The sequence below is a fragment of the Caproiciproducens sp. LBM24188 genome (genome assembly GCF_054130445.1).
The window spans coordinates 794,849-814,644 of sequence record NZ_CP196862.1 but is presented as its reverse complement, the minus strand read 5'-3'; the positions used below and the strand labels follow the sequence as shown (position 1 = coordinate 814,644).

General features: G+C 49.8%; 35 protein-coding genes. All 35 read right to left on the bottom strand.

Annotated features, from left to right (window positions below):
• Positions 1-262 precede the first annotated feature (262 nt).
• The gene (locus ACSVDI_RS03760) at positions 263-2,239 is read right to left on the bottom strand and encodes a hypothetical protein (RefSeq protein ID WP_457944859.1); all 1,977 of its coding nucleotides are present in this window, start codon (positions 2,237-2,239) and stop codon (positions 263-265) included.
• Between the two features lie 407 nt (positions 2,240-2,646).
• Positions 2,647-2,988, bottom strand: coding sequence for a 50S ribosomal protein L17 (rplQ, locus tag ACSVDI_RS03755; RefSeq protein ID WP_457944858.1), 342 nt, complete (start codon positions 2,986-2,988; stop codon positions 2,647-2,649).
• A 49-nt stretch (positions 2,989-3,037) separates the two neighbouring features.
• A complete protein-coding gene (locus tag ACSVDI_RS03750) occupies positions 3,038-3,991 on the bottom strand; it encodes a DNA-directed RNA polymerase subunit alpha (protein WP_457944857.1) in 954 nt (317 codons plus the stop codon).
• Between the two features lie 72 nt (positions 3,992-4,063).
• On the bottom strand, positions 4,064-4,690 hold the full coding sequence (rpsD, locus tag ACSVDI_RS03745) for a 30S ribosomal protein S4 (protein WP_457944856.1): 627 nt from the start codon (positions 4,688-4,690) through the stop codon (positions 4,064-4,066).
• A gap of 30 nt (positions 4,691-4,720) precedes the next feature.
• Entirely contained in the window at positions 4,721-5,134 is a 414-nt protein-coding gene (gene rpsK / locus ACSVDI_RS03740; RefSeq protein ID WP_457944854.1) for a 30S ribosomal protein S11, read from the bottom strand.
• 21 nt (positions 5,135-5,155) lie between these two features.
• Positions 5,156-5,524, bottom strand: coding sequence for a 30S ribosomal protein S13 (gene rpsM / locus ACSVDI_RS03735; RefSeq protein ID WP_457944852.1), 369 nt, complete (start codon positions 5,522-5,524; stop codon positions 5,156-5,158).
• Between the two features lie 33 nt (positions 5,525-5,557).
• Positions 5,558-5,671 carry a 50S ribosomal protein L36 gene (gene rpmJ / locus ACSVDI_RS03730; RefSeq protein ID WP_022174947.1) on the bottom strand — a complete coding sequence of 38 codons (114 nt, stop codon included), beginning with the start codon at positions 5,669-5,671 and terminating at the stop codon, positions 5,558-5,560.
• A 29-nt stretch (positions 5,672-5,700) separates the two neighbouring features.
• Complete coding sequence (infA, locus tag ACSVDI_RS03725; RefSeq protein ID WP_038325909.1) at positions 5,701-5,919, bottom strand: translation initiation factor IF-1; 219 nt, start codon at positions 5,917-5,919, stop codon at positions 5,701-5,703.
• A 3-nt stretch (positions 5,920-5,922) separates the two neighbouring features.
• A complete protein-coding gene (locus tag ACSVDI_RS03720; RefSeq protein ID WP_457944849.1) occupies positions 5,923-6,189 on the bottom strand; it encodes a KOW domain-containing RNA-binding protein in 267 nt (88 codons plus the stop codon).
• Between the two features lie 12 nt (positions 6,190-6,201).
• Positions 6,202-6,954, bottom strand: coding sequence for a type I methionyl aminopeptidase (gene map, locus ACSVDI_RS03715; RefSeq protein ID WP_457944848.1), 753 nt, complete (start codon positions 6,952-6,954; stop codon positions 6,202-6,204).
• Positions 6,955-6,956: 2 nt separating this feature from the next.
• Positions 6,957-7,589, bottom strand: coding sequence for an adenylate kinase (locus ACSVDI_RS03710; protein WP_457944847.1), 633 nt, complete (start codon positions 7,587-7,589; stop codon positions 6,957-6,959).
• A gap of 12 nt (positions 7,590-7,601) precedes the next feature.
• Positions 7,602-8,936 (bottom strand): preprotein translocase subunit SecY, encoded by a 1,335-nt coding sequence (gene secY, locus ACSVDI_RS03705; RefSeq protein WP_457944845.1) that lies wholly within the window; start codon positions 8,934-8,936, stop codon positions 7,602-7,604.
• A gap of 1 nt (position 8,937) precedes the next feature.
• A complete protein-coding gene (gene rplO, locus ACSVDI_RS03700) occupies positions 8,938-9,378 on the bottom strand; it encodes a 50S ribosomal protein L15 (protein ID WP_457944844.1) in 441 nt (146 codons plus the stop codon).
• A gap of 18 nt (positions 9,379-9,396) precedes the next feature.
• Positions 9,397-9,576: a 50S ribosomal protein L30 gene (gene rpmD / locus ACSVDI_RS03695; RefSeq protein ID WP_457944842.1), complete on the bottom strand. Its 180-nt coding sequence runs from the start codon at positions 9,574-9,576 to the stop codon at positions 9,397-9,399.
• A 14-nt stretch (positions 9,577-9,590) separates the two neighbouring features.
• Positions 9,591-10,088: a 30S ribosomal protein S5 gene (gene rpsE / locus ACSVDI_RS03690; RefSeq protein WP_457944841.1), complete on the bottom strand. Its 498-nt coding sequence runs from the start codon at positions 10,086-10,088 to the stop codon at positions 9,591-9,593.
• Positions 10,089-10,103: 15 nt separating this feature from the next.
• Positions 10,104-10,463, bottom strand: a complete 360-nt coding sequence (gene rplR / locus ACSVDI_RS03685) for a 50S ribosomal protein L18 (RefSeq protein WP_457944839.1) — start codon at positions 10,461-10,463, stop codon at positions 10,104-10,106.
• Positions 10,464-10,481: 18 nt separating this feature from the next.
• Positions 10,482-11,030, bottom strand: a complete 549-nt coding sequence (gene rplF / locus ACSVDI_RS03680) for a 50S ribosomal protein L6 (protein WP_457944837.1) — start codon at positions 11,028-11,030, stop codon at positions 10,482-10,484.
• Between the two features lie 15 nt (positions 11,031-11,045).
• A complete protein-coding gene (gene rpsH / locus ACSVDI_RS03675; protein WP_457944835.1) occupies positions 11,046-11,444 on the bottom strand; it encodes a 30S ribosomal protein S8 in 399 nt (132 codons plus the stop codon).
• A 23-nt stretch (positions 11,445-11,467) separates the two neighbouring features.
• Entirely contained in the window at positions 11,468-11,653 is a 186-nt protein-coding gene (locus ACSVDI_RS03670; protein ID WP_457944833.1) for a type Z 30S ribosomal protein S14, read from the bottom strand.
• A gap of 12 nt (positions 11,654-11,665) precedes the next feature.
• Positions 11,666-12,205: a 50S ribosomal protein L5 gene (gene rplE, locus ACSVDI_RS03665; protein WP_457944831.1), complete on the bottom strand. Its 540-nt coding sequence runs from the start codon at positions 12,203-12,205 to the stop codon at positions 11,666-11,668.
• A 15-nt stretch (positions 12,206-12,220) separates the two neighbouring features.
• Entirely contained in the window at positions 12,221-12,541 is a 321-nt protein-coding gene (gene rplX, locus ACSVDI_RS03660) for a 50S ribosomal protein L24 (protein ID WP_457944829.1), read from the bottom strand.
• 14 nt (positions 12,542-12,555) lie between these two features.
• Positions 12,556-12,924, bottom strand: a complete 369-nt coding sequence (rplN, locus tag ACSVDI_RS03655; RefSeq protein ID WP_457944827.1) for a 50S ribosomal protein L14 — start codon at positions 12,922-12,924, stop codon at positions 12,556-12,558.
• A 30-nt stretch (positions 12,925-12,954) separates the two neighbouring features.
• Complete coding sequence (gene rpsQ, locus ACSVDI_RS03650) at positions 12,955-13,212, bottom strand: 30S ribosomal protein S17 (protein ID WP_457944825.1); 258 nt, start codon at positions 13,210-13,212, stop codon at positions 12,955-12,957.
• A gap of 19 nt (positions 13,213-13,231) precedes the next feature.
• Positions 13,232-13,438, bottom strand: a complete 207-nt coding sequence (gene rpmC, locus ACSVDI_RS03645; protein ID WP_457944823.1) for a 50S ribosomal protein L29 — start codon at positions 13,436-13,438, stop codon at positions 13,232-13,234.
• Positions 13,438-13,863, bottom strand: a complete 426-nt coding sequence (rplP, locus tag ACSVDI_RS03640) for a 50S ribosomal protein L16 (protein WP_457944821.1) — start codon at positions 13,861-13,863, stop codon at positions 13,438-13,440. Before rplP ends, rpmC begins: the two co-directional genes overlap by 1 nt.
• Positions 13,863-14,528: a 30S ribosomal protein S3 gene (rpsC, locus tag ACSVDI_RS03635; RefSeq protein WP_457944819.1), complete on the bottom strand. Its 666-nt coding sequence runs from the start codon at positions 14,526-14,528 to the stop codon at positions 13,863-13,865. Before rpsC ends, rplP begins: the two co-directional genes overlap by 1 nt.
• A gap of 20 nt (positions 14,529-14,548) precedes the next feature.
• Positions 14,549-14,884: a 50S ribosomal protein L22 gene (gene rplV, locus ACSVDI_RS03630; RefSeq protein WP_457944817.1), complete on the bottom strand. Its 336-nt coding sequence runs from the start codon at positions 14,882-14,884 to the stop codon at positions 14,549-14,551.
• Between the two features lie 21 nt (positions 14,885-14,905).
• A complete protein-coding gene (gene rpsS, locus ACSVDI_RS03625; protein ID WP_457944816.1) occupies positions 14,906-15,187 on the bottom strand; it encodes a 30S ribosomal protein S19 in 282 nt (93 codons plus the stop codon).
• Positions 15,188-15,213: 26 nt separating this feature from the next.
• Positions 15,214-16,047 carry a 50S ribosomal protein L2 gene (gene rplB, locus ACSVDI_RS03620; protein WP_457944814.1) on the bottom strand — a complete coding sequence of 278 codons (834 nt, stop codon included), beginning with the start codon at positions 16,045-16,047 and terminating at the stop codon, positions 15,214-15,216.
• A gap of 82 nt (positions 16,048-16,129) precedes the next feature.
• A complete protein-coding gene (gene rplW, locus ACSVDI_RS03615; protein ID WP_457944812.1) occupies positions 16,130-16,420 on the bottom strand; it encodes a 50S ribosomal protein L23 in 291 nt (96 codons plus the stop codon).
• Complete coding sequence (gene rplD / locus ACSVDI_RS03610) at positions 16,420-17,043, bottom strand: 50S ribosomal protein L4 (protein ID WP_457944810.1); 624 nt, start codon at positions 17,041-17,043, stop codon at positions 16,420-16,422. Before rplD ends, rplW begins: the two co-directional genes overlap by 1 nt.
• Before the next feature lie 17 nt (positions 17,044-17,060).
• The gene (rplC, locus tag ACSVDI_RS03605) at positions 17,061-17,693 is read right to left on the bottom strand and encodes a 50S ribosomal protein L3 (RefSeq protein WP_457944808.1); all 633 of its coding nucleotides are present in this window, start codon (positions 17,691-17,693) and stop codon (positions 17,061-17,063) included.
• Positions 17,694-17,774: 81 nt separating this feature from the next.
• Positions 17,775-18,086, bottom strand: a complete 312-nt coding sequence (gene rpsJ / locus ACSVDI_RS03600) for a 30S ribosomal protein S10 (RefSeq protein WP_038325938.1) — start codon at positions 18,084-18,086, stop codon at positions 17,775-17,777.
• A gap of 461 nt (positions 18,087-18,547) precedes the next feature.
• The gene (locus ACSVDI_RS03595) at positions 18,548-19,414 is read right to left on the bottom strand and encodes a hypothetical protein (protein WP_457944807.1); all 867 of its coding nucleotides are present in this window, start codon (positions 19,412-19,414) and stop codon (positions 18,548-18,550) included.
• A gap of 54 nt (positions 19,415-19,468) precedes the next feature.
• Positions 19,469-19,735, bottom strand: coding sequence for a hypothetical protein (locus ACSVDI_RS03590; protein ID WP_457944806.1), 267 nt, complete (start codon positions 19,733-19,735; stop codon positions 19,469-19,471).
• Positions 19,736-19,796 lie beyond the last annotated feature (61 nt).

Sequence of the window (19,796 nt, the reverse complement as noted above, 5' to 3'; positions counted from 1 at the left end):
ACTGAAAGATAATTTTTTCAAGTCTTTCTCAATAAATAATTATGGTCCTGGTTATGGAATGTAAATACCGTTCAGAAATAGTAATCTTTCTATGGAATACTGTAGCACGATATCATATTACTTGAATGACCTGATGATATATTTTCTGAAAAACCGACGGGGTTTCCTGAACCAAAATTATTTTGTTTTCCGTTATCTTTCATCATAAAAAATCCCCTATGGAATTTAAATCCATAGGGGGCCAAAATGACGATTAAATTTCTTACGCGACCGTAACCACACAAACCTTTTGTGCGGCTACTCCCGGTGCGGACATATAGAAGCCTGCCTGCTGGCCCGGGTTACCAATCGCCGTGATTTTATACAGAGAGTACTGGGACGTTTTGCTGACTAGTTCCGTTTTGAAAACCCCGCTGCTTCCAGGATTAAAGCTGGTAGCTCCGGTAATTTTAAACGTATAGCTTGCACCCTTTTTCAGTGAGAAATTAGAGTTGGTATCCGAGGTCATAACAACTGGTGCGGGTTGCGCGATGGTTACTACGCAGACCTTCTGCGTAGCCAGTCCCGGAGCGGACATATAGAAACCTGCCTGCTGGCCCGGGTTGCCAATTGCCGTGATTTTATACAGAGAGTATTGAGACGTTTTGCTGACCAGTTCTGTTTTGAAAACCCCGTTGCTTCCAGGATTAAAGCTGGTAGCTCCGGTAATTTTAAACGTATAGCTTGCACCCTTTTTCAGTGAGAAATTAGAGTTTGTATCCGAGGTCATAACAACCGGTGCGGGTTGCGCGATGGTTACTACGCAGACCTTCTGCGCAGCCAGTCCCGGAGCGGACATATAGAAACCTGCCTGCTGGCCCGGGTTACCAATCGCCGTAATTTTATACAGAGAGTACTGGGACGTTTTGCTAACCAGTTCCGTTTTAAAAACCCCGTTGCTTCCAGGATTAAAGCTGGTGGCTCCGGTAATTTTAAACGTATAGCTTGCACCCTTCTTCAGCGAAAAATCATAATTCGTATCGGAGGTCATGGCGGACTTCCCCACTGTAACAGTGCCAACTTCCATATTAAAGCTTTCGTCGCCAGTGTCCGGGAAGGTAACGGTAATCGGCGTTGTGCTGTCGGGCTGCCCCAGTGCAGTCACCTTGCAGTAATAATTAATACCGTCTTTTTGAACAATCTGGGCGGTTGCCACGCTGCTGTCTCCGGTAACAACAAGGGGTTCGCCGCCGCCCTGAATGGTAAACTTGTAGGTGTACGAAGCATTTTGATTAATGGTAATTGCTTTCGGCGTATCCGATGTCACCATTGGCGGGTCATTGTAGTTTACCGTTACCGGGAAGGTTGCGGTTTCTCCGTTTGCGGTGACCTGAATCAGGGAATCCCCCTCTTCGTCAGCGGACAGCCGATATTCATAGCCGCCAGACACTTTCCCAAGATACTCCACGGACAGCTTGTCCATAAAGGAGGACACAACCGGCGGAGTGGTGGAATTTGTGTAAACGACAAACCGATATGTATCATACAGGTTACAGGTATAAGATGACGTATCCAGCCGAAGGTTTTTATTCTGCGTAATGGTTACGGTTCCGAGTTTATCCGGAATATAGTCGCAGCTGCCCAGATAAAGCATTCCGGTTTGGCCGACGCTTCCGACCGCGTCTACACGGTAATAATAATCCCCGTTCTTGTAATCCACTGCCAATAAACTGGTTTTCAGGCTGTTTTCCTGATCATCCGTCGTTAACACAGGGTAAGAATAATGATCCACATCGTTATAATTGACTTTGATAATTTTGCTGGAACCCTGCGGCAGTGAAAAATCACCGGTCACATCAGAGGTCATAGTGTAGGTGCGTTCCGCCCCCGTATTGGCAACAGTAATGTTCTGCGTAAAGACCGAATTATCGGATGCTTTCAATGTGATGGTTGCTTCTCCTTCTTTCCAAGCGACCATCTGCAGCTCGTACTCGTCCGGGTATTCCTCATCCTGAAACAGGTGAACGGACAGTATGGCGTCATTGCTTGATTCCGCAGTCAGTGTCAAATCCGGCTGGCTTAATTCCAGGTTGTAATGACCAATAGAATTCAGTTCCACCTGTTTTACGGAATCGAAGCCGTCGGTAAACAGGATGGAGGACGGGGCCGTTTCCTCTGCAAACGCCATCGTGCCGGAAAATAAACCGACAATCAACGTGAGCGAAAACAGCAGGCTTAGAATGCGTGTACTTTTTCTCATGTGCTATATCCTTCCGTTTTTGTAATAATATGTCTAGATTCCATACCAAAGACATCCAATACATTTTAAACAGTTCTTTAAGAAGGAATATCCTGCATAAGAAAATTTCTTAAATTTAATTATTTTGGAGAATTATGTAAAATTTTTAACCATATTTATGAAAACATTAAGGTAATTACTTCTATTTTTTACCTAACTCTTCCAGAATTTAATTTCCCCGTCAATCTTGCTCTTTCCGTTCTATTCGGAGTGGCAAAAGCAATTCTGGTATAACCTGCTTTCTCCTCACGGGAACGTATTTCATAAACAGATATGAAAAGCATTTCATTTAATGGTTCATCGGCGTATTAATACAAAGAGAGGCAACCGGAACCGGCTGCCCCTCTTTATTACAGATTGTTTACAGATTACATCAGTTCGATCAAAGCCATCTCGGCGGCGTCGCCGCGGCGAGGACCAAGCTTGCTGATACGAGTATAGCCGCCATTGCGGTCGGCATACTTCGGTGCGATTTCATTGAACAATTTATTAACAACATCTTCCTTAGTTACAAAAGCAAGCACAAGGCGTTTGTTGTGAAGGTTGTTCTCTTTTGCGATCGTGATCATTTTCTCGGTCAAAGAGCGAACCTCCTTGGCGCGGGTAACCGTTGTTTCGATTTTTCCGTTCTCTAAAAGGAAGGTTACCATTGCCCTGAGCATGGCGGTTCTATGGTCAGTGTCTCTTCCGAGCTTTCTGGTTCCGGGCATCGAAATATCACTCCTTTACCTTAGGTTGGGGTTAGCGCAGGAGATACAATTATTCATCATCCTTACGCAGATTGAAACCGAGGGAAGCCATCTTCCAGACAACTTCCTCCAGGGATTTACGTCCAAGGTTGCGAACCTTCATCATGTCCTCTTCGGACTTGTTGATCAGGTCTTCAACCGTATTGATTCCGGCGCGCTTCAGGCAGTTGAAAGAGCGGACTGAAAGATCAAGCTCTTCAATCGTCATATCGAGCAATTTTTCCTTGCCTTTATCGTCTTTTTCAACCATAATCTCGGTGCTGCTGCCCTTATCGGACAAGTCAACAAAAAGATTCAGATGCTCTGTAAGCACCTTTGCGGCGAGCGAAACCGCTTCCTGGGCACCGATCACTCCGTTGGTCCAAACTTCCAGTGTAAGCTTGTCATAATCGATATTTTGGCCTACACGGGTTGGCTCAACATTGAAGTTCACCTTGTGAACCGGAGTATAAATGGAATCAACGGGGATATCGCCAATGATGTTCGTAGCCATGTTCTGCTTGTTTCTTTCAGCCGGAACATATCCGCGACCCTTGTCCAGGGTCAATTCCATATACAGTTTTGCACCGTCTCCCAAAGTTGCAATATGCATCTCGGGGTTCAGAATTTCAACCTCACTGTCGCACTTGATAGAGTCGGCCGTTACTTCGCAAGGACCCTCCGCGTTAATTTCTACGGTTTTGGGTCCATCACAGTGGAGCTTTGCGGTCAATCCCTTGATATTCAGTACTATCTCGGTGACATCCTCTTTCACTCCGGGAACGGTGGAAAATTCATGAAGAACGCCGTCAATCTTTATGCAAGTGACCGCGACGCCCGGCAGGGAAGAAAGAAGCACACGGCGAAGGCTGTTGCCCAACGTAGTGCCGAACCCTCTTTCAAGCGGTTCCACAACAAATTTACCATAAGTTCCGTCATTCGATAAAACTTCGGTTTCTATTTTTGGCTTCTCAATCTCGATCATTAGCGACCCTCCTTGACATATAGCGGATGTATGATATCTGCCATGATGCTTTTATGCTGTTACGCAACGGCATTACTTGGAGTACAACTCAACGATGAGAGTTTCGTCGACTGCAAGGTCAATTTCATCACGGGTTGGCATGGCAATCACTTTACCCTCAAGGGTATTGCGGTTCAGATCCAGCCACTTTACGACCGGATGAGCCGAAGTCGCTTCCAGAACAGCCTTAATCTTTTCGCTCGAACGGCTCTTGTCCTGAATGGAAATCACGTCGCCCACTTTTGTAAGGTAGGACGGAATGTCAACTCTTTTACCGTTCACGGTGAAGTGGCCGTGAACAACCAGCTGGCGGGCTTCCGGTCTGGAAGTTGCCCAGCCAAGGCGATAAATCACGTTGTCGAGGCGGCTCTCCAGAATGGTGAGCAGCTCGTCACCGGTTTTGCCTTCTTTATGAGTAGCAAGCTCGTAATAACCCCTGAACTGGGATTCGAGCACGCCGTAATAATGCTTGGTCATCTGCTTTGCACGCAGCTGCAAGCCGTATTCAGAAGTCTTTTTGCGGCCCTGGCCATGCTGGCCCGGGGCGTATTGTCTGCGCACAACGGCGCATTTGTCCGTGTAGCATCTCTGCCCTTTCAGGAAAAGCTTCTGGCCTTCACGACGGCATTGCTTGCACACAGAATCGGTATATCTTGCCATATTTGGGTTGCACCTCCTGTTGTTTCAAAATTAGACGCGTCTTCTTTTCGGCGGACGGCATCCGTTGTGCGGAATCGGAGTAACGTCTTTAATCATGCTGACTTCGAGCCCAGCACCCTGAAGAGCGCGGATTGCGGCTTCACGGCCTGCACCCGGTCCTTTAACGTAAACCTCAACCGTTTTCATGCCGTGCTCCATCGCTGCTTTTGCAGCGGTTTCTGCCGCAGTCTGAGCGGCAAAAGGAGTGGACTTTCTGGAACCCCGGAAGCCCAGCTCGCCAGAGCTGGCCCAGGAAACCGCATTGCCCTGCATATCGGTAATCGTCACAATCGTATTGTTAAAAGTAGACTGGATATGAGCGGCTCCGCGGTCAATGTTTTTACGCTCGCGGCGTCTGCGTGTAACAGCGCCTTTCTTAGCTGCGCCTTTTGTTGCTGCTGCCATTTTCTAAAATCCCCTCCCTGCTTACTTCTTCTTGTTGGCCATGGTCTTTCTCGGGCCTTTGCGCGTACGCGCATTGGTCTTTGTGCGCTGGCCTCTTACCGGCAGGCCCTTGCGGTGACGAATCCCGCGGTAGCAGCCGATTTCAATCAGTCTTTTAATGTCGAAAGCCACATCGCGGCGAAGGTCGCCTTCTACGCGGCAGTTGTGGTCAATATATTCTCTGAGCTTTGCTGCATCATCTTCGGATAAATCTCTTACGCGGATGTCCGGATCAACGCCTGTTGCAGCGCAGATGTCGGAAGCGGTTTTGCGGCCGATTCCATAGACATAGGTGAGAGCAATCTCGATGCGTTTGTCTCTGGGCAGATCAATACCTGCTATACGAGCCATGATGGTTGCACCTCCATTGTTATCGCGCCAATATCAGCCCTGGCGCTGCTTATGCTTCGGGTTTTCACAGATAACCATGACTTTACCCTTGCGTTTGATGATTTTGCACTTTTCACATATTTTCTTTACAGAAGGTCTTACTTTCATTGGTGTGCCCTCCTTAGCGAGTCATCGATTTACTTGGATCGCCATGTAATACGGCCGCGCGTCAGATCATACGGCGACAATTCAATCGTGACCTTGTCGCCCGGAAGAATCCGGATGAAGTTCATCCGCAGCTTACCGGAAATATGCGCGAGTATTGTATGGTGGTTCGGAAGCTCTACCATAAACATTGCATTCGGCAGCGCTTCGGTTACTATGCCTTCAGTTTCAATTACGTCCTGTTTCGACATATATTAAGCCTCCTCTTGTGGAAAACGGCTCCCGGCTTGAAACGCCCTGAGAGCACCTCGAATTTCACGGTTGGTTTGCAAAGAACTTTCGGGCAGCACGGTTTTGGTTACGGACAGGTGCCTCTGCTTTTTCCGCTTGGGGTGGTCTAGACTGCGCCGCTTTCCATCGCAGATCACAGCGTATCGATCATCCGCCTCAAGCACTACGAAAAAGCCGCCCTTGTCACGGCCGGCGCCCGACCGAACAATCAGGCCCCTGACAAAGTCCATGGTTTTCCCCCTTCAGTCCGGAAGCGTCAAAATGACGGGTCCTTCCGGGGTGATCGCGATGGAATGTTCAAAATGGGCGGAAAGCTTGCCGTCAGCGGTTACGGTCGTCCAACCGTCCGCCAGCGTTTTCACTTCCTTTACGCCCTGATTGATCATCGGCTCAATGGCAATAGTCATGCCGGGCAACAGGCGCACGCCCCTGCCGGGCGTGCCGTAATTTGGAACACTTGGGTCTTCATGCATCTTCGCACCTACTCCGTGGCCGACAAAATCCCGTACCACCGAGTAGCCGCGAGCTTCGGCATACTTCTGTACCGCGCTGCCGATATCGCCGATTCGGGAACCGGCTTTTGCGGCCTTAATGCCTTCGTACAGGCATTCGCGCGTTGTATCCATAAGGGCCTGTGCTTCCGGGCTCACCTGACCGCATGGAAAGGTCCAGGCATTGTCGCCTACAAAGCCTTCGTACGTCGCACCAATGTCGATGCTGACGATATCCCCCTGCTTTAGGATGATACCCTTATGTGGTATGCCATGGATCACCACGTCGTTTACAGAAATACATGCGCTCGCCGGGAAACCGCCGTAGCCGAGGAACGTAGGCTTTGCGCCCTGTTCCTCAATGAAACGGCGGACGGCATGGTCGATTTCCAGTGTGGAAACACCGGGCTCTACCATGGTGCCGGCCAGCTTTAATGCTCTTGATGATACCCTGCCCGCTTCCCTCATAAATTTGAGTTCACGAGCGGTTTTAAGCACGATCATAATTACGCCTCTAATGCTGCAAGAGTAAGTTTTGTGGTATCCGCTACTTCCTCCTGGCCTTCCACAACACGCAGCTTACCTTGCTTGGAGTAATAATCCTTCAGCGGCTCAGTTTGCTGGTGGTATACTTTCAGGCGTTCTTTCACTGTATCGGGGTGGTCATCCTTGCGCTGAACGAGGGTGCCGCCGCACTTTCCGCAAACGCCTTCCACTTCCGGTTTTTTGTACAGGATGTGATAGCTGGCGCCACAGTTTTCGCAGACACGGCGTCCGGACATTCTGAGCACAATTTTTTCGTCGGGCACTTCAATATCAATTACCTTATCAATTGTTACGCCCATCTTATCCAGAGCCTCGGCCTGAGGGATGGTACGCGGGAAGCCGTCCAGAATAAAACCCTTTTTGCAGTCATCCTGAGCAAGGCGCTCGCGAATGATGCCAATCACGACTTCATCGGGAACCAGCTGGCCCGCATCCATAAAGGATTTTGCGCGCAATCCCATTTCAGTGCCGCTCTTCAGCGCTTCACGGATTATATTACCCGTGGAAATTGCAGGAATATTGAGATGTGAGCAGATTACCTCTGCTTGAGTCCCTTTTCCGGCGCCGGGGGCGCCAAGAAGAATCAGGTTCATAGGTTCCTCCCATCAATCAAGGAAGCCCTTATAATGACGCATCATCATCTGGGATTCCAGTTGCTTTACGGTTTCCAGAGCAACGCCGACGACAATCAGGATGGACGTACCGCCCATGGAAAGATTGTGCATGTTGGCCGCAGCGCCGAAAACAATCGGAAGCAGAGCAATGAACGCCAGGAAGAGCGCTCCAATCAGGGTGACCTTGGCAAGAATCTTCGCAATGTAATCGGCGGTCGGTTTTCCAGGACGAATGCCAGGGATCGTACCGTTGTTCTGACGAAGATTATTGGCCATCTCCAGCGGATTATACTGAATTTGCAGATAGAAATATGCAAACATGATAATCAGGAGGAAATAAAGTATGGAATAAATCCAGCCAGTCGTGGAGAAAGCATCGAAAAAGCTCTTCCAGAATCCAGTTGTCACCCGGTTGCCCAGGAACAGCTGAATCGTGCTGGGGATGGAAAGAATCGAACTTGCGAAAATAATCGGCATAACGCCGGACATTGAAACCTTAATCGGGATATGGCTGCTTTGTCCGCCGTACATTTTCCGACCGACTACGCGTTTCGCGTACTGAATCGGAATACGGTGCTCGGCGTCATTCATAAATACAATCACCCAGATGACGCCCAGGAAAATCACAACAAACAGCGGGACCAGGAAATAGTACTGGCCGTAGCTGGCAGGATCCTGATTGGCAGCCTGCAGATATCTTCCAAGCTGGTTAGCTGTAGAGGGCAGTCTTGCGACAATGCCGGCAAACAACAGGATGGAAATACCGTTGCCAATGCCAAACTGGTTGATTTGCTCGCCAAGCCACATCATCAGCGCCGTGCCGGCGGTAAACACCATAACAATGATGACAGCAGAGAAGACCTGCTCCCAACCGCTTGTGTACTTTGCAATCGGAGTGCCCTGATAGGAGCTGTTGCGCAGATAGAAGTAATACGCAAGTCCCTGAATCAGGCCAAGTGCGACAGCAACGTAGCGAGTCATGGTAGCGATTTTCTTACGGCCTTCCTCGCCCTCTTTCGCCAAACGCTCCAGTGGCGGGATGGCAACCGTAAGCAGCTGCATGATAATGGAGCTGTTGATGTATGGCGTAACGCTCATTGCAAACAAAGTAGCATTTGCAAAAGCGCCGCCGGACAGCATATCCAAATAGCTCAATGCCGAACCCGTTTCGTTTACCGTACTCATCAGTCCCTTTAACGCAGTGGTGTTCAGGAACGGAACCGGGATGACGGAACCGAAACGGAAAACAATGATAATCATAAGGGTAAACAGGATCTTCCTGCGAAGATCGGGAATAGACCAGGCATTCTTAAGTGTTTTAAACAACTTAGATCACCTCTGCCTTCCCACCTGCAGATTCTATTTTGCTCTTGGCGGATTCGGAGAAAGCGTTCACTTTCACCGTCAGCTTCTTTTCAAGCTTACCGTTTCCAAGAACTTTTACTCCGTCGCAGCATGTTTTTACAATACCTGCGTCAATCAGAGCTTGAGTATCAACTACGGCACCATCCTCAAACTGATTGAGGGTACCGACATTGACTGCCACGATGGTTTTAGCAAAAATGTTATTAAATCCTCTTTTCGGGATGCGTCTCTGCATAGGCATTTGACCGCCTTCAAAGCCGGGTCGCATTCCTCTGCCCGCTCTGGCTTTCTGGCCTTTATGGCCTTTGCCTGCGGTTTTTCCTTGACCGGAACCATGTCCTCTGCCGATACGCTTCGGCTCTTTTGTGGAACCGGGCACCGCAGTCAGATCGTGCAACTTCATTTATTCGCACCTCCTTGTTTACGCTTTGCTAACCTCGATGAGGTGGGTGATCTTAGCCACCTTGCCCTTTGTCTGTTCGTTATCAGGCTGGATGGAACTATCGCCCACTTTGAAAAGACCTAGAGCCTGGGCGGTTGCAATCTGGTCTTTCTTACCGCCGATAAGACTTTTTACCAGCGTTACTTTAATCTGTGCCATCTTGCTACCCCCTTTTAAAGAATCTCTTTTACCGACTTGCCGCGGATTGCCGCAACTTCATCGGCTGAACGCAGTTTGGACATACCGTCCAAAGTAGCGCGCACAACATTGCACGGATTGTTGGAACGAAGCGCCTTTGTTCTGATATCTTTAATACCGACTGCTTCCACAACCGCACGAACCGGGCCGCCGGCAATAACACCGGTACCAGGTGCAGCAGGTTTCATCAGAACTCTGCCGGCTCCGTACGCACCGATAATTTCGTGCGGAATGGTAGAGCCGCGCAGGGAAACCTTAATCAGGTTCTTTTTGGCGTCTTCAATTCCCTTGCGGATTGCGTCGGGAACTTCGCCCGCCTTGCCGATGCCGAATCCGACCGTGCCGTTGCCGTCACCGACTACGACGAGAGCGGCGAATTTGAAAATACGGCCGCCTTTTACGGTTTTGGATACACGGTTAATCGCAACAACATGTTCTTTCAATTCCATGGATGATGCGTCAATTCTAGCCAAAAGTATTCCTCCTTCTTAGAACTTGAGGCCGCCCTCACGGGCGCCTTCGGCCAGCTCTTTGACGCGGCCGTGGAATATATATCCACCGCGGTCGAAAACAACCTCGGTGATGCCCTTCTCAGCGGCACGTTTGGCAATCAGCTCGCCAACTTTTCGTGCGGCGTCTTTGTTTCCGCCATTACCTTCGAACTCTTTGTCCAGCGAGGAAGCTGCTACGAGAGTAACTCCCTTAATGTCATCAATGATCTGGGCATAGATGTTGTTGGTAGAGCGAAATACATTCAGGCGCGGGCACTCGGCCGTGCCCGAAATCTTGCCGCGCACTCTGCGGTGGCGTCTCAGTCTGGCTTTGTTTTTGTCAGCCTTATTCACCATTTGTGATTCACTCCTTCATTACTTCTTGGCACCCTTGCCCGCTTTACCTTCCTTGCGGCGGATGACTTCATCAACATACTTAATGCCCTTGCCCTTATACGGCTCCGGCGGACGTTTCTCACGGACTTCCGCGGCAAACTGGCCAACCTTCTGCTTGTCGGGACCTAAAATGACAATTTTGTTTGCCGTCGGGCATTCAATGGAAATTCCATCAACCTCAGGTACGATGACCTGATGGGAATAGCCCAGGTTCATGACAAGGTTCTTACCCTGCTTCTGCACACGGTAGCCGACGCCGTTGACGTCGAGTTCCTTTTTGAAGCCTTCCGTTACGCCGATCACCATGTTGTGAATGAGCGTGCGGGTCAGGCCGTGCAGGGATCTGTTTTCCTTCTCATCGTTGGGGCGGGTGACATGCACTTCGTTGCCCTCGACGGAAATTGTCATGTTCGGATGAAACTTCTGGGTCAAGGTGCCTTTCGGCCCCTTCACCGTTACAACGTTGCCGTCAACAGTTACATTGACGCCAGCGGGAATATTTACGGGTTTTCTTCCAATTCGTGACATTACTGCACCCCCTTATTACCAAATAAACGCGAGAACTTCACCGCCGACATTCTCTTTGCGGGCCTGACGGTCGGTCATAATGCCCTTGGAAGTAGAAATGATTGCGACGCCAAGGCCTTTCATTACCTTTGGCAGTTCTTCTGCGTTGGAATAAATGCGAAGACCGGGCTTTGAAACCCTGCGAAGTCCGTTGATAACCGGGGTCTTTCCTTCGCCGTACTTCAGATTCACTTTAATGATGCCCTGTTTGCCGTCTTCGACAACCGTATAATTCTTAACATAACCCTCGTCCACAAGGATCTGCACAATGGCTTTCTTCATGTTGGAAGCGGGGATTTCCACAGAATCATGCTTTGCGGAATTCGCATTGCGAATACGGGTGAGCAAATCAGCAATTGTATCAGTAATTTGCATACCGTTACCTCCTTTGCTAAGCTTTACCAGCTGGCCTTTTTCACGCCCGGGATTTCGCCTTTGTGAGCAAGTTCCCTAAAGCATATACGGCAAACACCGAATTTGCGAAGGTAGGCATGCGGCCTGCCACAGATTTTGCATCTGTTGTATTCGCGCGAAGAGAACTTCGCCGGTCTCTGCTGCTTAATTTTCATTGAAGTCTTGGCCACAGTTTTCCCTCCTTATTTCGCAAACGGGGCGCCCAATAGAGTCAGAAGCTCCCTGGATTCCTCGTCGGTTTTTGCGGTGGTTACGAAACAAATGTCCATTCCGCGAACCTTGTCGATTTTATCATAGTCGATTTCGGGGAAAATCAACTGCTCTTTCAGGCCCATGTTGTAGTTACCGCGGCCGTCGAACGAGTTTGCGTCAATACCTCTGAAATCTCTTACGCGCGGAAGAGCAATGTTGAAAAGCCGGTCCAGGAATTCATACATTCTATCCCCGCGGAGCGTAACCTTTACGCCAATGTTCATGCCTTCACGGATCTTAAAGTTAGCGACTGACTTCTTTGCCTTGCAGACAGCCGGCTTCTGACCGGTAATCGCTGCAAGATCGTTTGTAACGGCGTCAATCACCTTGGAATTGTCTTTCGCTTCGCCAGCGCCGACATTGATGACAATTTTCTCGAGCTTCGGGATCTGCATTACGCTCTTGTAGGAAAACTTCTTCATCAGTGCAGGTGCGACTTCCGATTTATAATAATCCTTCAGTCTGGCCATGTAGTTTTATCCTCCTTACAGCGCTTCGCCGCACTTTTTGCAAATGCGTTCCTTAGTGCCGTCCTCATAAACCTTGTGTCCGACACGTGTAGGCTTGCCGCAGCGGGGGCAAACGACCTGAACCTTGCAGGCATACATAGCGCCTTCAGCCTTGACGATACCGCCTTGGTCACCCATCTTGCGGGGCTTTACATGCTTGGAAACCATGTTGCGGCCTTCGATGATGACCTTGCCCTCTTTCGGGCTAACGGCCAGAATTTTGCCCTTCTTGCCGCGCTCTTTTCCGCTTAAAATGATGACGGTGTCGCCGGTTTTTACATGAACTTTATTATTCATTGTGAACACCTCCATCACAGCACTTCAGGGGCAAGACTTAAAATTTTCAAATAGTCTTTGTCACGCAGTTCTCTGGCGACAGGCCCGAAAATACGTGTTCCCCTCGGATTTTTATCATCTTTGATGAGTACAGCCGCGTTTTCGTCAAAGCGGATGTAAGATCCATCATCACGGCGAACGCCGGAAGCTGTGCGGACAATGACCGCCTTCACGACTTCGCCCTTCTTCACGGTTCCGCCCGGAGCCGCTTTTTTCACGGAAGCGACAACAACGTCACCGATATTGCCATACCTTCTGCCCGTACCGCCAAGGACACGGATGCACATGAGCTGCTTTGCCCCGGTATTGTCGGCAACGTTGAGGTAAGTCTGTTGTTGAATCACAGTGCGTTCCTCCTTTGCATAAAGCCGAAATTATTTGGCTTTTTCTATAATCTCGACGAGACGCCATCTTTTGTCTTTGGAAAGGGGACGGGTCTCCATCACACGCACGCGGTCACCGATTGAGCATTCATTGTTCTCATCATGTGCCTTCAGCTTCACGGTACGTTTAATAATCTTTTTATACAGCGGGTGCTTTACGCTGTCCTCAATGGCAACCACGATGGTTTTGTCCATCTTGTTGCTGACGACCTTGCCAACCTCTGTTTTCCTCATGTTTCTTTCGCTCACAGATTAATCCTCCCTTCCGTTACGCATTCGCGCTGTCTTTAAGCTCATTCTCGCGCATAATGGTTTTAATGCGTGCAATGTCTTTTTTGACAGCAGAGATCCGCATCGGATTGTCGAGCTGATTAATGGCAAGCTGGAAACGCAGGTTGAAAAGCTCGGCCTTGAGGTCTTTCAGCTTGCTTTCAAGCTCTTCGGTTGTTAATTCTCTGACTTCTGAGGCCTTCATTACTGCTCACCACCCGTTTCTTCCTTTTTCACAAACTTACACTTAATCGGCAGTTTGTTGGACGCAAGGCGTAAAGCTTCCCTTGCGGTTTCTTCTGGAATGCCGCCGATTTCGAACATGACTCTGCCCGGTTTTACAACGGCAACCCAATATTCTGGCGAACCTTTACCGGAACCCATTCGGGTTTCAGCCGGTTTCTGGGTAATCGGCTTATCCGGGAAAATCTTAATCCATACCTTACCAAATCTTTTGCAGTAACGTGTCATAGCAACACGAGCTGCTTCAATCTGGTTGGAAGTGATCCATGCCGGCTCCAAAGCCTGAAGGCCGAAATCGCCGTATGTCACTTTGTTGCCGCGGTACGCCTTGCCGGTTAAACGGCCACGGTGCACTCTGCGGTATTTAACACGCTTTGGCAACAGCATTATTTACTGCCTCCTTCCTTACGAGGCTTACGGTTGTCCTGAAGGACCTCGCCTCTGTAAATCCAGACCTTTACGCCAATACGGCCGTAAGTGGTTGCAGCCTCTGCAAAGCCGTAGTCAATGTCAGCGCGAAGGGTCTGAAGCGGAATGGTACCGTCATGATACTGCTCGCTTCTTGCGATTTCAGCACCGCCCAAACGGCCGGAAACCTGGGTTTTAATACCCTTGGCACCAAGCTTCATGGCACGGCCGATGCACTGCTTCATGGCGCGGCGGAAAGAGATTCTCTTTTCGAGCTGCTGAGCAATGTTTTCCGCAACAAGCTGAGCGTTCAAATCAGGGGATTTAATTTCAACAATATTAATGGAAACCGGCTTCTTCAGCATGCTTTCGCACTGGAGACGGAGCTTTTCGATTTCAGCGCCGCCCTTGCCGATGACCATGCCGGGTTTTGCACAATGAATATGAACGCGGACTTTGGAAGCGTCACGCTCAATTTCAATTTTCGGCACACCCGCCGCCGCGAGCTGTTTTTTCAGCATCTTGCGCAGTTTGTAGTCTTCTACGAGCGTATCGCCGAAGACATCATCCCTTGCAAACCAGCGGGAATCCCAGTCTTTAATTACGCCCACACGAAAACCGTGGGGATTTACTTTTTGGCCCATAATTTACCTCCTCTTCCGCCTTATTCTTTTTCCTTAAGCACGAGGGTAACGTGCGAGGTTCTTTTCTCAATTCTGAACGCGCGACCCTGCGCTCTTGGACGAATGCGCTTGAGGATCGGGCCCGGACTTACGAAGCACTCCGCAACGTAAAGTCTGGAAACATCCATATTATGGTTATTCTCAGCGTTCGCCATAGCCGACTTCAACAGTTTCACGAGAGACTCGCTGGCGGCCTTTGGTGTATTCTTGAGGATAGCCATGGCAACGTCCGCCGGCTTGTTCCGAATCAGGTCAAGCACGATCGAGACTTTGCGGGGAGAAATACGGGCATATCTTAAATAAGCCCTTGCTTCCATGTCATACACTCCTTTCGGCCGTTATTTCGACGGCGCTGTTGTTTTGGAACCGGAATGTCCCTTAAAGGTTCTGGTCGGCGCAAACTCGCCGAGCTTGTGACCAACCATGTCTTCCGTAATATAAACCGGAACATGCTTGCGGCCGTCGTGAACCGCAATGGTGTGACCGACAAAATCCGGGAAAATCATAGAGGCTCTGCTCCATGTTTTCACGATTTTCTTCTCGCCGGCCGCGTTCATTTCCTGAATCCTTTTAAGCAGCACAGGCTGAACATAAGGACCCTTTTTGATGCTTCTGCCCATAGTTCATAAGCTCCTTTCTGTACGCCTTATTTGCCGTTTCTGCGCTTCACGATAAACTTATCGGAGCGGTTGTGATGTTTGCGGGTCTTGTAACCCAGGGCCGGTTTGCCCCACGGGGTAACAGGGCCCGGACGGCCAACAGGTGCTTTGCCTTCGCCGCCGCCGTGCGGGTGGTCGTTCGGGTTCATAACGGAACCACGGACAGTCGGTCTCCAGCCCATATGGCGCTTACGGCCGGCCTTACCAATTTTGACGTTTTCATGGTCGATGTTGCTGACCTGGCCGATGGTGGCCATGCAGCTCATCGGCACATTGCGAAGTTCGCCGGAAGGCAGTCTTAACAGAGCCATGCCGTTTTCCTTCGCCATGAGCTGAGCCATGTTGCCGGCTGCACGGGCAAGCTGTGCGCCCTTGCCAGGGTAAAGCTCAACGTTGTGAATAAAGGTACCAACGGGGATGTTTTCGAGCGGCAGTGCATTGCCGGGCTTAATATCCGCTCCGGTGCCGGAAACCACAACGTCGCCGACCTTCAGGCCGTTTGGCGCGATGATGTATCTCTTTTCTCCGTCTTCATACTGAACAAGTGCAATAAAAGCGGAACGGTTCGGGTCGTATTCCAGAGTCTGGACCGTGCCCGGAACGTCGAACTTCTGGCGCTTGAAGTCAATCAAACGATACTTTTTACGGTTGCTGCCGCCGCGGTGACGGACGGTAATTCTGCCGTAGCTGTTGCGACCGGATTTGTTCTTCAATGACTGAAGAAGGCTCTTTTCCGGATCGACTTTCGAAAGAACGGAATAGTCCGTAACGGACATATTGCGTCTTGAAGCCGTAGTCGGCTTAAAGTTAATAATCGGCATTCGGTTTCACACTCCTCATGATGGCTTTGCGGGGAAATGCCGTTTCCCCATCCTTGCTTCTCTGCGTAATCTCAGGCAGAGTTTACATCATGCCTTCAAAAAATTCGATCGTTTTGCTGTCCTCCGTAAGAGTAACAACAGCCTTTTTCCAGGAGCGGGTGTATCCTTCGCTTCTGCCCTGGCGGCGCATTCTGCCTCTTACGTGGAGGGTGTTCACCTTGCTGACCTTTACGCCGAACAGGGCTTCAACCGCTCTTGCAATATCAATCTTAGTGGCGCTCTCGGCAACTTCGAAGGTGTACTTCTTCATGCCAATACCGGCCATGCTGCGTTCTGTGATAATGGGGCGGATAACAATATCCTGTGCTGCCATTATGCATACACCTCCTCAATCTGAGCCACGGCATCTTTCAATACGATGAACCGATCGGCATTGATGATGTCGTAGACATTCAAGGTGTTGACCATCGCTGTCTTCACTCCGGGGATGTTGGAAGCGGAAGCAATAACCTTCTCGTTCACTTCGGGCAGAACAATCAAGGTTCTCTTTCCGGAACCAATCGCCTTGAGCATTGCCGCAATGGCTTTCGTCTTGTATTCGTCAAGAGAAATCTTATCCAACACGACAAGAGCGTTGTCGTTTACCTTGCTGGACAAAGCGGATTTCAGTGCAAGACGTTTAACCTTTTTGTTTAAAGAATAACTGTAATCACGCGGTTTGGGAGCAAACACAATTCCGCCGTGAGTCCACTGGGGAGCACGGGTGGAACCCTGTCTTGCGTGGCCGGTGCCTTTCTGTTTCCAAGGTTTTTTGCCGCCGCCGGAAACTTCCGCACGGGTCAGCGCTGACTGTGTGCCCTGACGCTGGTTTGCAAGGTAATTGACCACCGCGTCGTGCAGAACCTTAACATTGGGTTCTATTCCGAATATGGCGTCGGAAAGGTCGATTTTACCAACTTCTTTGCCGGCCATATCAAGTACTGCTACTGTAGGCATTCCAATTCCTCCTTCCCTTACACCTTCACGCTGTCATGAATTACTACGATACCGCCGTTGGGTCCGGGAATCGCGCCCTTAATGGCGATGAGGTTGTTTTCCGCATCCACTTTCACAACGGTCAGGTTCTGAACAGTAACTCTTTCCGCACCCAGGTGACCGGCCATCTTCATGCCTTTGAACACTCGGGACGGGCTGGAGTTCGGGCCGTTGGAACCGGCGTGACGGGCAACCGGGCCAGTACCATGCGATTCCTTCAGTCTGCTGTGGTTCCAGCGCTTAATAACGCCGGCGTAGCCTTTACCTTTGCTGGTAGCAACAACGTCTACCTTGTCGCCTGCCGCAAACGTGTCGACCTTCACGATGTCCCCTACGTTGTAGGAGTCTGTGTTTTCCACGCGGAATTCACGAAGCGTTTTCTTCGGCGCAACGTCCGCTTTTGCGAAATGCCCCTTTAAAGGCTTGTTGACCTTTACGGGTTTCAGGTCGCCGTAGCCCATCTGAACGGCTGCGTAGCCATCGTTTTCAACCGTTTTTTTCTGCGATACCACGCAGGGACCGGCTTCCACAACGGTTACGGGAACGACATTTCCCTTTTCGTCGAAGATCTGGGTCATGCCGATCTTCTTGCCGATAATTCCTTTTTGCATTTTTTTACCTCCTATGCAGGTTATTGGTTGGCACTGCCAACTTGACCTCGGCCGCTGGTCGGTTCAAATCCATTCAAGCGATTAAAGCTTGATTTCGATTTCAACACCGGCGGGGAGTTCCAGACCCATCAAAGCCTCAACGGTTTTGTTGGAAGGTCTGAGAATGTCGATAAGTCTCTTGTGGGTTCTCATTTCGAACTGCTCACGGCTGTCTTTGTACTTGTGAACCGCGCGCAGGATCGTAATGATCTGCTTTTCGGTCGGCAGCGGAACCGGGCCGGAAACTCTTGCACCCGTACGCTTGGCCGTCTGCACGATCTTTTCGGCGGATTGATCCACCAACTGATGATCGTAACCCTTGATTCTTATCCTGATTTTCTCTTTGACTGCCACTGTAATCGCCTCCTTATTGTAGTTGGCGGGCGGCGTTTTTTAAATCCTAACACTGTGCCGGGTGTTCCCTGTTAACACATTGAAAAACCGGATTCACTTCTGCAAGTGAAATCCGGGTGTAGGCAAAAAAACGTCTGAGCGCAGAAAGGACACGGCGGTAGAGCAGCTCGCTCCATCATCTTCCCACTGCGGACTCAAATTATCTGTCGCCCGGTTTAAAATCGGACATACTCCACGGAAAAACCGGCCATATTGGCCGCAACCTCCCGCTTCAACGCATATCTGTCGCAGTCATGCTTGATTATAATACCATATTATCCTCATTCACGCAAGTCCTATTTTCTCTTTTTTGTAAAAATTTTTATTCCAAAATTTGTTCAACCTGCCATAGTTGAAAAAAGGGATCCAACTGGACCGGTACGGTGCATGAACTTGCCGTATTTTATCGTATCATATTATCCTTATATAAAGTTATCCCAAACCGAATTTGCGATAAGAAACGGCTTTACCTTGGAAAAAGCAAGCGTAATGCGCACCAGCTTCACCTCGGGCCGAACAACCCGCACACAGAAGCCAACACTTTCATCTGTAAAATAGATGACGTTGGAGTCAAGCCCTTGCCGGATCGTGGAAACATCCAGTACAGCCGCCTGATCTGCATCCAGCTGGCTTTTTCCGGCATCCAAAAGCGCCGCGTAAAACGCATCCCCCTTTTGTATCAAATCGGAAAATCCGACTGTCTTCCCGGTTTTTAGGTCAAAATTAAGCGTGCGCATGGTATGAGTGGTTTCGGCCTTCGGAGAAAGCTTTTCATACTCGTTAAACCCAACACTGATGAAATTTTTTCCCTCGTAGGTGACGTCCCCGGTGCACCGTACCAGAATTGTTTCCGGCCGCTTTGCCGTTCCAAGTGTGCGGATAGTCTGCATTGCACAGTTTTTTAGCAGCTGGTTAACCTGATTGGAACGAATTGTATCGCTGACCAACTGAGGATATTCTGCGGAATAGTTTAAATTGTCCTTTTGGTAGGAATACGTTTCGGTTTTAATCCGATAAATCCCGGAATTCAGATTGGCCTCGGCTTTTGTGGAATATGCCTTTGCCGCCGTGCTGGCTGCCGATTCTTCCGATGAAGATCCTCCGGATTCCTCCTCCGAGGAGGAGCTATCCTGCGACTGCAATGCCGAATCCAATCCTACCTCCACTTGGCTCGGCACCGGCATGCTTCCAACCGAGTCCATACCCTGCCCGCCAACGCCCTTTGCACAGCCCGAAAAAGAAATAGCCATGCAGAGTACAAGAACAGGCAGCCACCTCCTGTTATTCAACGCGGCACACCTCCTGAGTAACATAATGGAATTATTGACCTGCCGTCTGTCCGGTTACGCTCCGATACGCGTCCTGGATAAATACCTTGTCCCTCTTTCCCATACCTTGCTGCCCCTGTTGCGCAGGCGTTCCGGTATGCTGTCCGGGGGAACTTTACCCGCCGCAGCCACCGCGACACATCCGTTTTTCCCCTGAAATGTTCGAACCCGGTAAAGCTTGCGCGGGCGTACATTCTGCAATTTCCCCATCCGCTGCAGAACCGTGCCCGTAACCGCAGCGCCGCCCGCAATCAATGTAAGTACTGCAATCATCTTCTTCATGTGAAGCGCTCCTTTCAAAAGTTGTCTGTCTGCTCGCCTGACTGCAATTTTAAAGATAGTA

Excerpts from the sequence above, each read along its gene's own strand:
- ACSVDI_RS03760 (WP_457944859.1), bottom strand. The coding sequence starts at position 2,239 with ATGAGAAAAAGTACACGCATTCTAAGCCTGCTGTTTTCGCTCACGTTG.
- rplQ (WP_457944858.1), bottom strand. The coding sequence starts at position 2,988 with ATGCCCGGAACCAGAAAGCTCGGAAGAGACACTGACCATAGAACCGCC.
- ACSVDI_RS03750 (WP_457944857.1), bottom strand. The coding sequence starts at position 3,991 with ATGATCGAGATTGAGAAGCCAAAAATAGAAACCGAAGTTTTATCGAAT.
- rpsD (WP_457944856.1), bottom strand. The coding sequence starts at position 4,690 with ATGGCAAGATATACCGATTCTGTGTGCAAGCAATGCCGTCGTGAAGGC.
- rpsK (WP_457944854.1), bottom strand. The coding sequence starts at position 5,134 with ATGGCAGCAGCAACAAAAGGCGCAGCTAAGAAAGGCGCTGTTACACGC.
- rpsM (WP_457944852.1), bottom strand. The coding sequence starts at position 5,524 with ATGGCTCGTATAGCAGGTATTGATCTGCCCAGAGACAAACGCATCGAG.
- rpmJ (WP_022174947.1), bottom strand. The coding sequence starts at position 5,671 with ATGAAAGTAAGACCTTCTGTAAAGAAAATATGTGAAAAGTGCAAAATC.
- infA (WP_038325909.1), bottom strand. The coding sequence starts at position 5,919 with ATGTCGAAACAGGACGTAATTGAAACTGAAGGCATAGTAACCGAAGCG.
- ACSVDI_RS03720 (WP_457944849.1), bottom strand. The coding sequence starts at position 6,189 with ATGGACTTTGTCAGGGGCCTGATTGTTCGGTCGGGCGCCGGCCGTGAC.
- map (WP_457944848.1), bottom strand. The coding sequence starts at position 6,954 with ATGATCGTGCTTAAAACCGCTCGTGAACTCAAATTTATGAGGGAAGCG.
- ACSVDI_RS03710 (WP_457944847.1), bottom strand. The coding sequence starts at position 7,589 with ATGAACCTGATTCTTCTTGGCGCCCCCGGCGCCGGAAAAGGGACTCAA.
- rplO (WP_457944844.1), bottom strand. The coding sequence starts at position 9,378 with ATGAAGTTGCACGATCTGACTGCGGTGCCCGGTTCCACAAAAGAGCCG.
- rpmD (WP_457944842.1), bottom strand. The coding sequence starts at position 9,576 with ATGGCACAGATTAAAGTAACGCTGGTAAAAAGTCTTATCGGCGGTAAG.
- rplR (WP_457944839.1), bottom strand. The coding sequence starts at position 10,463 with ATGGTGAATAAGGCTGACAAAAACAAAGCCAGACTGAGACGCCACCGC.
- rplF (WP_457944837.1), bottom strand. The coding sequence starts at position 11,030 with ATGTCACGAATTGGAAGAAAACCCGTAAATATTCCCGCTGGCGTCAAT.
- rpsH (WP_457944835.1), bottom strand. The coding sequence starts at position 11,444 with ATGCAAATTACTGATACAATTGCTGATTTGCTCACCCGTATTCGCAAT.
- rplE (WP_457944831.1), bottom strand. The coding sequence starts at position 12,205 with ATGGCCAGACTGAAGGATTATTATAAATCGGAAGTCGCACCTGCACTG.
- rplX (WP_457944829.1), bottom strand. The coding sequence starts at position 12,541 with ATGAATAATAAAGTTCATGTAAAAACCGGCGACACCGTCATCATTTTA.
- rpmC (WP_457944823.1), bottom strand. The coding sequence starts at position 13,438 with ATGAAGGCCTCAGAAGTCAGAGAATTAACAACCGAAGAGCTTGAAAGC.
- rplP (WP_457944821.1), bottom strand. The coding sequence starts at position 13,863 with ATGCTGTTGCCAAAGCGTGTTAAATACCGCAGAGTGCACCGTGGCCGT.
- rpsC (WP_457944819.1), bottom strand. The coding sequence starts at position 14,528 with ATGGGCCAAAAAGTAAATCCCCACGGTTTTCGTGTGGGCGTAATTAAA.
- rplV (WP_457944817.1), bottom strand. The coding sequence starts at position 14,884 with ATGGAAGCAAGGGCTTATTTAAGATATGCCCGTATTTCTCCCCGCAAA.
- rpsS (WP_457944816.1), bottom strand. The coding sequence starts at position 15,187 with ATGGGCAGAAGCATCAAAAAGGGTCCTTATGTTCAGCCTGTGCTGCTT.
- rplB (WP_457944814.1), bottom strand. The coding sequence starts at position 16,047 with ATGCCGATTATTAACTTTAAGCCGACTACGGCTTCAAGACGCAATATG.
- rplW (WP_457944812.1), bottom strand. The coding sequence starts at position 16,420 with ATGGCAGCACAGGATATTGTTATCCGCCCCATTATCACAGAACGCAGC.
- rplD (WP_457944810.1), bottom strand. The coding sequence starts at position 17,043 with ATGCCTACAGTAGCAGTACTTGATATGGCCGGCAAAGAAGTTGGTAAA.
- rplC (WP_457944808.1), bottom strand. The coding sequence starts at position 17,693 with ATGCAAAAAGGAATTATCGGCAAGAAGATCGGCATGACCCAGATCTTC.
- ACSVDI_RS03590 (WP_457944806.1), bottom strand. The coding sequence starts at position 19,735 with ATGAAGAAGATGATTGCAGTACTTACATTGATTGCGGGCGGCGCTGCG.